The organism is Salinarimonas sp. NSM, from assembly GCF_052380005.1.
In the GTDB taxonomy this organism is placed as follows: domain Bacteria; phylum Pseudomonadota; class Alphaproteobacteria; order Rhizobiales; family Beijerinckiaceae; genus Salinarimonas.
In genome coordinates, this window is record NZ_JBQTCJ010000046.1 from 32,234 (window position 1) to 39,647 (window position 7,414).

Genomic DNA, 7,414 nt, shown 5'->3' on the forward strand with positions numbered 1-7,414 from the left:
CCGATGACCAAGACGACCACCGCCGACCTCTCCGCCGGCAAGGCCGCGCTCGCCCGCGCGGAGGCCGTCGAGGCCCGCGAGACGCCGGTTTCGCTCGCCAGCCTCGAGGCAGACGTCGCGACCGCCTGCGGCCGCATCGCGCCGCTTTGGCCCTTGAAGCACTTCGTGGCGGTGAACCCCTATCTCGGCCTCACCGAGCAGAGCTTCGCCGAGGCCGCGACCACGCTCGCGCGGGTTTCCGGCGCGCGCATGACGCTGCCGCGGTCCCACTACGCCGCCAGGCACGCGGCGGGCGCGATCGGGGACGCCGATCTCGCCGAGGCGCTGCGCGCCGCGGGGGCGGGGAAGCAGGCGGGCGTGCCCGCGGACCTCGCCGCGCTGAAGGCGAAGATGGCGCAGGACGCTCCGCCGCGCCCGCTCGCCCTCACCGCCGCCGAGGCGATCGACGCCGCGACCGGGCGCGACCCGGCGGTCGGCGCCGCCGCGCTCGTCGTCGAGGAGATCTCGAAGACCTGCGCGCGGGTCTTCGACGAGGGCCAGGCGCTCTGGCGCGCGCCCTTCCTGGAGCGCGGCCTCTACGCCGCCTGGCGGGCGCACGCCGCTTTCGACCGCACGCCGGAGGTGATGGGCTTTCCGGGCTTCCGCCGGGCGCTCGCCACGCTCCCGGAGGACGCCGACGGCGCCATCGCGGCGGCCGTCTCCGCGCTCGGCGTGCCGGAGGCCGCGCGGGCGGACTACCTGCACCGGGCGCTCGCGACCATCAACGGCTGGGCCTCCTACGCGCGCTACATCGTCTGGAACGCCGAGCTCCACGGCGGCGGCGATCCGGTCCTGAAGGAGCTCCTCGCGATCCGGCTGTCCTACGACGCGGCGCTGCTCTCGGTGACGCCGCAGGCGAAGGCCGCCTGGGGAGAGGCGCTCGCGCGGATGAGCGCGCCGCGCACGCTCGACCCCGAGCGCGTCGTCGACGCGATCCTGCAGGACGCCGCCGAGATCTCGCGCCGGCGCGGGCTCGTGGCGCGGATCGTCGAGGCCAACCGGTCGCGCGACGGCGCCCCGGCGGCCTCCGAGCGGCCCGCCGTCCAGGCGGCCTTCTGCATCGACGTGCGCTCGGAGGTGTTCCGGCGCGCGCTGGAGACGGTGGCGCCGGACGTGCAGACGATCGGATTCGCCGGCTTCTTCGGTCTCTCGATCGAGTACGTGCCCTTCGGCCGGCGCAAGGGCGGGGCGCAGTGCCCGGTGCTGCTGAAGCCCGCCTTCGTCGTCTGCGAGGAGGTCGGCGGCGCGGGAGCGGGCGAGAACGCCGAGATCGCCGGGCGGCGGCGGCTGCGCCAGGAGGCGGCGAAGGCGTGGAAGACCTTCAAGCAGTCGGCGGTCTCCTCCTTCGCCTACGTCGAGGCCGCGGGCCTCCTGTTCGCCGGCAAGCTCGTCGGCGATACGCTCGGGCGCACCCGGCCGGTGACGCATCCCGCCGTCGACGGGCTCGACGCGGCCGCGGCGGCGCGGCTCGGGCCGACGCTTGCTGGGAGCGAGATCGACGGCCGGCTTTCCGGCATCCCGGTCGAGCAGCGGATCGCGACCGCGCAGGTCGTGCTCAAGGCGATGTCGATGACCGGCCCCTTCGCGCGGCTGATCGTGCTCGCCGGCCACGGCTCTTCGACCGTCAACAACCCGCACGCGTCCGGCCTCGATTGCGGCGCCTGCGGCGGCCACACGGGCGAGGCGAATGCGCGCGTGACGACGGCGATCCTCAACGATCCCGCCGTGCGCGCGGCGCTGAAGGAGGCGGGCCGGGGCCTGCCGGACGACACCTGGTTCGTCCCGGCGCTCCACGACACCACGACCGACGAGGTCCGGCTCTACGACACGCGGATCCTCCCGGCGTCCCACGCCGGCGATCTCGCCCGCCTCGAGGCGCAGCTCGCCCAGGCGGGCGCGCTGACGCGGCTCGAGCGCGCGGCGCTGCTCGCGCTCGACGCGCCCGGCGCGGACGTCGATCGCCAGGTGCTGGCGCGGTCGAAGGACTGGTCGCAGGTGCGCCCGGAATGGGGTCTAGCCGGCTGCGCCGCCTTCGTCGCCGCGCCGCGGGCGCGCACGCGCGGGGTCGATCTCGGCGGGCGCTCGTTCCTGCACGATTACGAGTGGCAGGCGGACGAGGGCTTCGGCATCCTCGAGCTGATCATGACAGCGCCGATGGTCGTCGCCTCCTGGATCAGCCTGCAATACTACGGCTCGTCGGTCGACAACCGCGCCTTCGGCTCGGGCAACAAGGTGCTGCACAACGTCGTCGGCGGGCTCGGCGTGCTCGAGGGCAACGGCGGCGACCTCAAGGTCGGCCTGCCGCTGCAATCGGTCCACGACGGCGCCCGGCTCGTGCACGAGCCGCTGCGGCTGGACGTCTTCGTCGAGGCGCCGATCGAGGAGATGAACCGCGTCATCGCCAAGCACGACGGCGTGCGCCGGCTCGTCGACAACGGCTGGCTCCGGCTCCTCCAGCTCGACGACGAGGGCCGGACCGTGCGCCGCTACGTCGGCGGCCTCGCCTGGGAGACGCTCGACGCGTGAGGCGACGCGCGCCGGCGTCGGGGCGAAGCCCGCGGCGCCGGCGCCGCGTCTCGACCGTCGGTCATCTTTCATTGACGCATTGCGGCCCGCCCGCGCTTCGGCTAAAGCCGAGGTCGTTTGCGTGGAAGGATGACCAGGAACATGGCGACGATGGTTCACGACGAGCGTAACCCGAACGAGGGCTACAGCCCCGACATGGACGGCAAGACCCACGAGACCACCTACGGCGGTTTCGTGGTCTTCACGACGATCTCCGCGCTCGTCGTCATCGCGTGGGTCCTCGCGCTGGCGCTCGGCGGGATCAAGGAGGCCTGGCTCACCGGCGTCCTCGGCGTCGTCGCCTCGATGATAGCCGGCGGCATCGGCGCGCTGTTCCCGCGCGTGGGCTGGCGCGCGCCGGCCGTCGTGGTCGGCCTGATGCTCGTCGCCTTCGTCCTGGCCTGAACCATCCGCGCGGGCGCGCCGCGCGGCCGGTCCGGCCCGCGTTCGCGCCCCGCTCACCCGTAGATCGACGTCACAGGGGGGAGAGGGCATGCGCATCGCCGTCCTCACGGAAACGGACGCCAACGAGGCCCGCGTCGCCGCGACGCCCGACACGGTGAAGAAGCTCGTCGGGCTCGGCGCGAGCGTCGTGGTCCAGTCCGGCGCGGGCGCCGGGTCGGGCCTGAAGGATGCCGACTTCGAGGCAGCCGGCGCGACGATCGCGACCGACGCCGCCGCAGCGGCGGGCGACGCGGACGCCGTGCTCCTCGTGCGCCGCCCCGAGGGCGAGCGCCTCGCCGCGATCAAGGAGGGCGCCGTCGTCGTCGCGACGATGGACCCCTACGGCAACGAGGCCGCGCTCCAGGCGATGGCCGAGCGCAAGCTCGCCGCCTTCTCGATGGAGCTGATGCCGCGCATCACCCGCGCGCAGGTGATGGACGTGCTCTCCTCCCAGGCGAACCTCGCGGGCTATCGCGCCGTGATCGACGCCTCCGCCGTCTACGGCCGCGCCATGCCGATGATGATGACGGCGGCGGGCACGGTCCCCGCGGCGCGCGTCTTCGTGATGGGCGCCGGCGTCGCCGGCCTCCAGGCGATCGCGACCGCGCGGCGCCTGGGCGCGGTGGTCTCAGCCACCGACGTGCGGCCCGCCTCGAAGGAGCAGGTCGAATCGCTCGGCGCGAAGTTCGTCGCCGTCGAGGACGAGGAGTTCAAGCAGGCCGAGACCGCCGGCGGCTACGCCAAGGAGATGTCGGCGGAATACAAGGCCAAGCAGGCCGAGCTCGTCGCCTCCCACATCGCCAAGCAGGACATCGTGATCACCACCGCGCTGATCCCCGGCCGGCCCGCGCCCAAGCTCGTGACCAAGGCGATGGTCGAGACGATGCGCGCGGGCTCGGTGATCGTCGACCTCGCGGTCGAGCGCGGCGGCAATTGCGAGCTCTCGCGGCCGGGCGAGGTCGTGGACCACGACGGCGTGAAGGTCGTCGGCTACCTCAACGTCCCGGGCCGCCTCGCGGCCACCGCGTCCAGCCTCTACGCCAAGAACCTGCTCGCCTTCGTCGAGACCATGATCGACAAGGAGAAGAAGGTGCTCGCGCCCGCCTGGGACGACGAGCTCGTCAAGGCGACGCTGCTGACGCGCGACGGCGCGATCGTCCACCCGAGCTTCCAGCCGCAGCCGCAGCCCGCCGCCTGACGGCGGGAAGACAGATTGGGGACAGGAATGGCCACTCTCACTCCCGAGCAGGCGCTCGACCGGGCCCAGGCCGCTGCGGAAGCCGCGCGCGAGGCCGCCACCGCGGCGCAGTCCTACGCCGACATGATCGCCTCCGACATGGTGGCGAACGGCGTCGCCGCCGCCACCGGCGGGGCGGTGGATCCCACCGTGTTCCGCTTCGCGATCTTCGTGCTGGCGATCTTCGTCGGCTACTACGTGGTGTGGTCGGTGACGCCGGCGCTGCACACGCCGCTGATGTCGGTGACGAACGCGATCTCCTCCGTGATCGTGGTCGGCGCGCTGCTCGCGGTGGGCGTCCAGGTGGCCGACGTCGCCTCCTCCGGGGCCGCCTGGGGGGCGACGGTGCTCGGCTTCATCGCCCTCGTGCTCGCCTCGGTGAACATCTTCGGCGGCTTCCTCGTCACGGCGCGGATGCTGGCCATGTACAAGAAGAAGGGCTGAGGCGATGGGCGACAATCTCGCGAACCTGCTCTACCTCGTCTCGGGCGTGCTCTTCATCCTGGCGCTGCGCGGGCTCTCGCACCCGACGACGTCGCGCCAGGGCAACACGTACGGCATGGTCGGCATGGCGATCGCCGTGCTCACCACGCTGGTCTACGCCCCGCCGGCGATCGGCGGCTGGCTGCTCGTCATCGTCGGCATAGCCATCGGCGGCGGCATCGGCGCGCTGATCGCCAAGCGGGTGCCGATGACGGCGATGCCGCAGCTCGTCGCGGCCTTCCACTCGCTCGTCGGCCTCGCCGCGGTGCTGGTGGCGGCCGCCGCGCTCTACGCGCCGCAGGCCTTCGCCATCGGCGCGCCGGGATCGATCAAGGGCGCGAGCCTGTTCGAGATGGGGCTCGGCGCCGCCATCGGCGCGATCACCTTCACCGGCTCGATCATCGCCTTCCTGAAGCTCGACGGGCGCATGTCCGGCAAGCCGATCATGCTGCCCTCGCGGCACATGATCAACCTCGCGCTCGCCGCCGCGCTCGTCGTCCTGCTCGGCGTCTTCATGGCGACCGAATCGGCGCTCGCCTTCTGGCTCGTCTGCCTGATCGCGCTGGCGCTCGGTGTGCTGCTGATCATCCCGATCGGCGGCGCGGACATGCCGGTCGTCGTGTCGATGCTCAACTCCTACTCGGGCTGGGCGGCCGCCGGCATCGGCTTCACGCTGGGCAACCTCGCGCTCATCATCACCGGCGCGCTGGTCGGCTCGTCGGGCGCGATCCTCTCGTACATCATGTGCAAGGGGATGAACCGCAGCTTCGTCTCGGTGATCCTCGGCGGCTTCGGCGGCGAGACGGCGGGCGCCGCGGCCGGCGAGGCGGAGACGCGGCCGGTGAAGAAGGGCTCGGCCGAGGACGCCGCCTTCATCATGAAGAACGCCTCCAAGGTCATCATCGTGCCGGGCTACGGCATGGCGGTCGCCCAGGCCCAGCACACGCTGCGCGAGATGGCGGACCTGCTGAAGGCGGAGGGCGTCACGGTCAAGTACGCGATCCACCCGGTCGCGGGCCGCATGCCCGGCCACATGAACGTGCTGCTCGCCGAGGCGCAGGTCCCCTACGACGAGGTCTTCGAGCTCGAGGACATCAACGGCGAGTTCGCGCAGGCGGACGTGGCCTTCGTCATCGGCGCCAACGACGTCACCAACCCGGCGGCGAAGACCGACAAGACCTCCGCCATCTACGGCATGCCGATCCTCGACGTGGAGAAGGCGGGCACGGTGCTCTTCCTCAAGCGTGGCATGGGCTCGGGCTATGCCGGCGTCGAGAACGAGCTGTTCTTCCGCGACAACACGATGATGCTCTTCGGCGACGCCAAGAAGATGGTCGACGAGATCGTCAAGGCGATGTGAGCCGAGCCGGGAGCGCGCGCGGGGAGCGGATCATGCTATCGCGTCTCGCGCGCGCCCTGGTCGTCGTCGCCGCCGTCTACGCGGCGCTCGTGGGCGCGCTCTACCTCTGGCAGCGCCCGCTGCAATACCCGGCGCCGCAGGGCGTCGCCACCGCCGCGGAGGCGGGGGCGGAGGGCTTCGCGGACGTCGTGCTGGAAACCGCCGACGGCCAGCGGCTCACCGCCTATTTCCGCCCGCCCGAGGCGGGGCGCGCGCTCGTCGTCTACTTCCACGGCAATGCCGGCTCGATCCGCCAGCGCGCCCCGCGCGCGGCGGCGCTCGCCGAGGGCGGGCGCGGCGTGCTGATCACCTCCTACCGCGGCTATTCCGGCTCGACCGGCTCCCCCACCGAGGAGGGCCTGATCGCCGACGGCCGCGCCGCGCTCGCGTTCGCACGGGCCCATGCGCCGGCCGAGCGCATCGTGCTCTACGGCGAGTCGCTCGGCACCGGCGTCGCCGTGGCGCTCGCCGCCGAGGCGGACGTCGGCGCGGTGGTGCTCGATGCGCCCTTCACCTCCGCGGCGGACGTGGCGCGCATGCGCTACCCCTTCGTGCCGATCGGCCTCCTGATGCACGACCAGTTCGACTCGGCCGCGCGGATCGGCGCCGTGGACGAGCCGCTCCTCGTCATGCACGGCACGGCGGACCCGGTCACCCCCTTCGCCCAGGGCCGGGCGCTGTACGAGGCGGCGCGCGCGCCGAAGCGCTTCGTCGGCTTCGAGGGCGAGGGCCACGTGCGCCTGCTGGAGAACGGCGGGCTAGCCGAGGTGCGTTCGTTGCTCGATGCGGTGGAGGAGGGGCGGGCGGCGGCGTACCTGATGGAGGGCGGGCGGTGATCGACGCGACCGGGGGTGCCGGGCTTTCAGGACGAGGCGTCGCCGTCGACGCCGGCCGAGGGTGCGCGCGCGAGCCGCGAGCTCTTCACCCGACGCCCCCCACCCCCGGCCCCTCCCCACGAGGGGGAGGGGAGCACGTCGCGCCCGTCGCGTCGGGTGATCGAGGATCCGGACGGCATCGAAGCCGGTGCTCGCACCGCATCGAAGTCGGTACGGGAAACGCCGCGGGTCTCCCCTCTCCCTCGTGGAGAGGGGCCGGGGGTGTGGGGCGTGCAGGATGATCGCGACGTCGATGCCACGCTGCACGACGCTTCCGCGCGTTCTTCCCGACCGGGAGCCTTGCCCGACGCCCCCACTGTCCAGCGGATAAAAGGTTGACAGATCTGACCGGATGAATGGTTGACAGATCAG

General features: G+C 72.6%; 6 protein-coding genes. All 6 read left to right on the forward strand.

The window, feature by feature from the left end; all coding sequences use genetic code 11:
• Positions 1-3 precede the first annotated feature (3 nt).
• The 6 genes from ACTZWW_RS16090 to ACTZWW_RS16115 all read left to right on the forward strand — a co-directional run bounded on the left by ACTZWW_RS16090 (position 4) and on the right by ACTZWW_RS16115 (position 7,003).
• A complete protein-coding gene (locus ACTZWW_RS16090) occupies positions 4-2,565 on the forward strand; it encodes a YbcC family protein (protein ID WP_444781985.1) in 2,562 nt (853 codons plus the stop codon).
• A 141-nt stretch (positions 2,566-2,706) separates the two neighbouring features.
• A complete protein-coding gene (locus ACTZWW_RS16095; protein ID WP_444781986.1) occupies positions 2,707-3,009 on the forward strand; it encodes an aa3-type cytochrome c oxidase subunit IV in 303 nt (100 codons plus the stop codon).
• Between the two features lie 88 nt (positions 3,010-3,097).
• A complete protein-coding gene (locus tag ACTZWW_RS16100; protein WP_444781987.1) occupies positions 3,098-4,246 on the forward strand; it encodes a Re/Si-specific NAD(P)(+) transhydrogenase subunit alpha in 1,149 nt (382 codons plus the stop codon).
• Positions 4,247-4,273: 27 nt separating this feature from the next.
• A complete protein-coding gene (locus ACTZWW_RS16105) occupies positions 4,274-4,729 on the forward strand; it encodes a proton-translocating transhydrogenase family protein (protein ID WP_372425315.1) in 456 nt (151 codons plus the stop codon).
• Positions 4,730-4,733: 4 nt separating this feature from the next.
• On the forward strand, positions 4,734-6,128 hold the full coding sequence (locus ACTZWW_RS16110) for an NAD(P)(+) transhydrogenase (Re/Si-specific) subunit beta (RefSeq protein ID WP_444781988.1): 1,395 nt from the start codon (positions 4,734-4,736) through the stop codon (positions 6,126-6,128).
• Between the two features lie 32 nt (positions 6,129-6,160).
• The gene (locus ACTZWW_RS16115; protein WP_444781989.1) at positions 6,161-7,003 is read left to right on the forward strand and encodes an alpha/beta hydrolase; all 843 of its coding nucleotides are present in this window, start codon (positions 6,161-6,163) and stop codon (positions 7,001-7,003) included.
• Positions 7,004-7,414 lie beyond the last annotated feature (411 nt).

Bases quoted from the DNA above. Each gene is read 5' to 3' on its own strand.
- ACTZWW_RS16105 (WP_372425315.1), top strand. From the start codon at position 4,274: ATGGCCACTCTCACTCCCGAGCAGGCGCTCGACCGGGCCCAGGCCGCT.
- ACTZWW_RS16090 (WP_444781985.1), top strand. From the start codon at position 4: ATGACCAAGACGACCACCGCCGACCTCTCCGCCGGCAAGGCCGCGCTC.
- ACTZWW_RS16115 (WP_444781989.1), top strand. From the start codon at position 6,161: ATGCTATCGCGTCTCGCGCGCGCCCTGGTCGTCGTCGCCGCCGTCTAC.
- ACTZWW_RS16110 (WP_444781988.1), top strand. From the start codon at position 4,734: ATGGGCGACAATCTCGCGAACCTGCTCTACCTCGTCTCGGGCGTGCTC.
- ACTZWW_RS16095 (WP_444781986.1), top strand. From the start codon at position 2,707: ATGGCGACGATGGTTCACGACGAGCGTAACCCGAACGAGGGCTACAGC.
- ACTZWW_RS16100 (WP_444781987.1), top strand. From the start codon at position 3,098: ATGCGCATCGCCGTCCTCACGGAAACGGACGCCAACGAGGCCCGCGTC.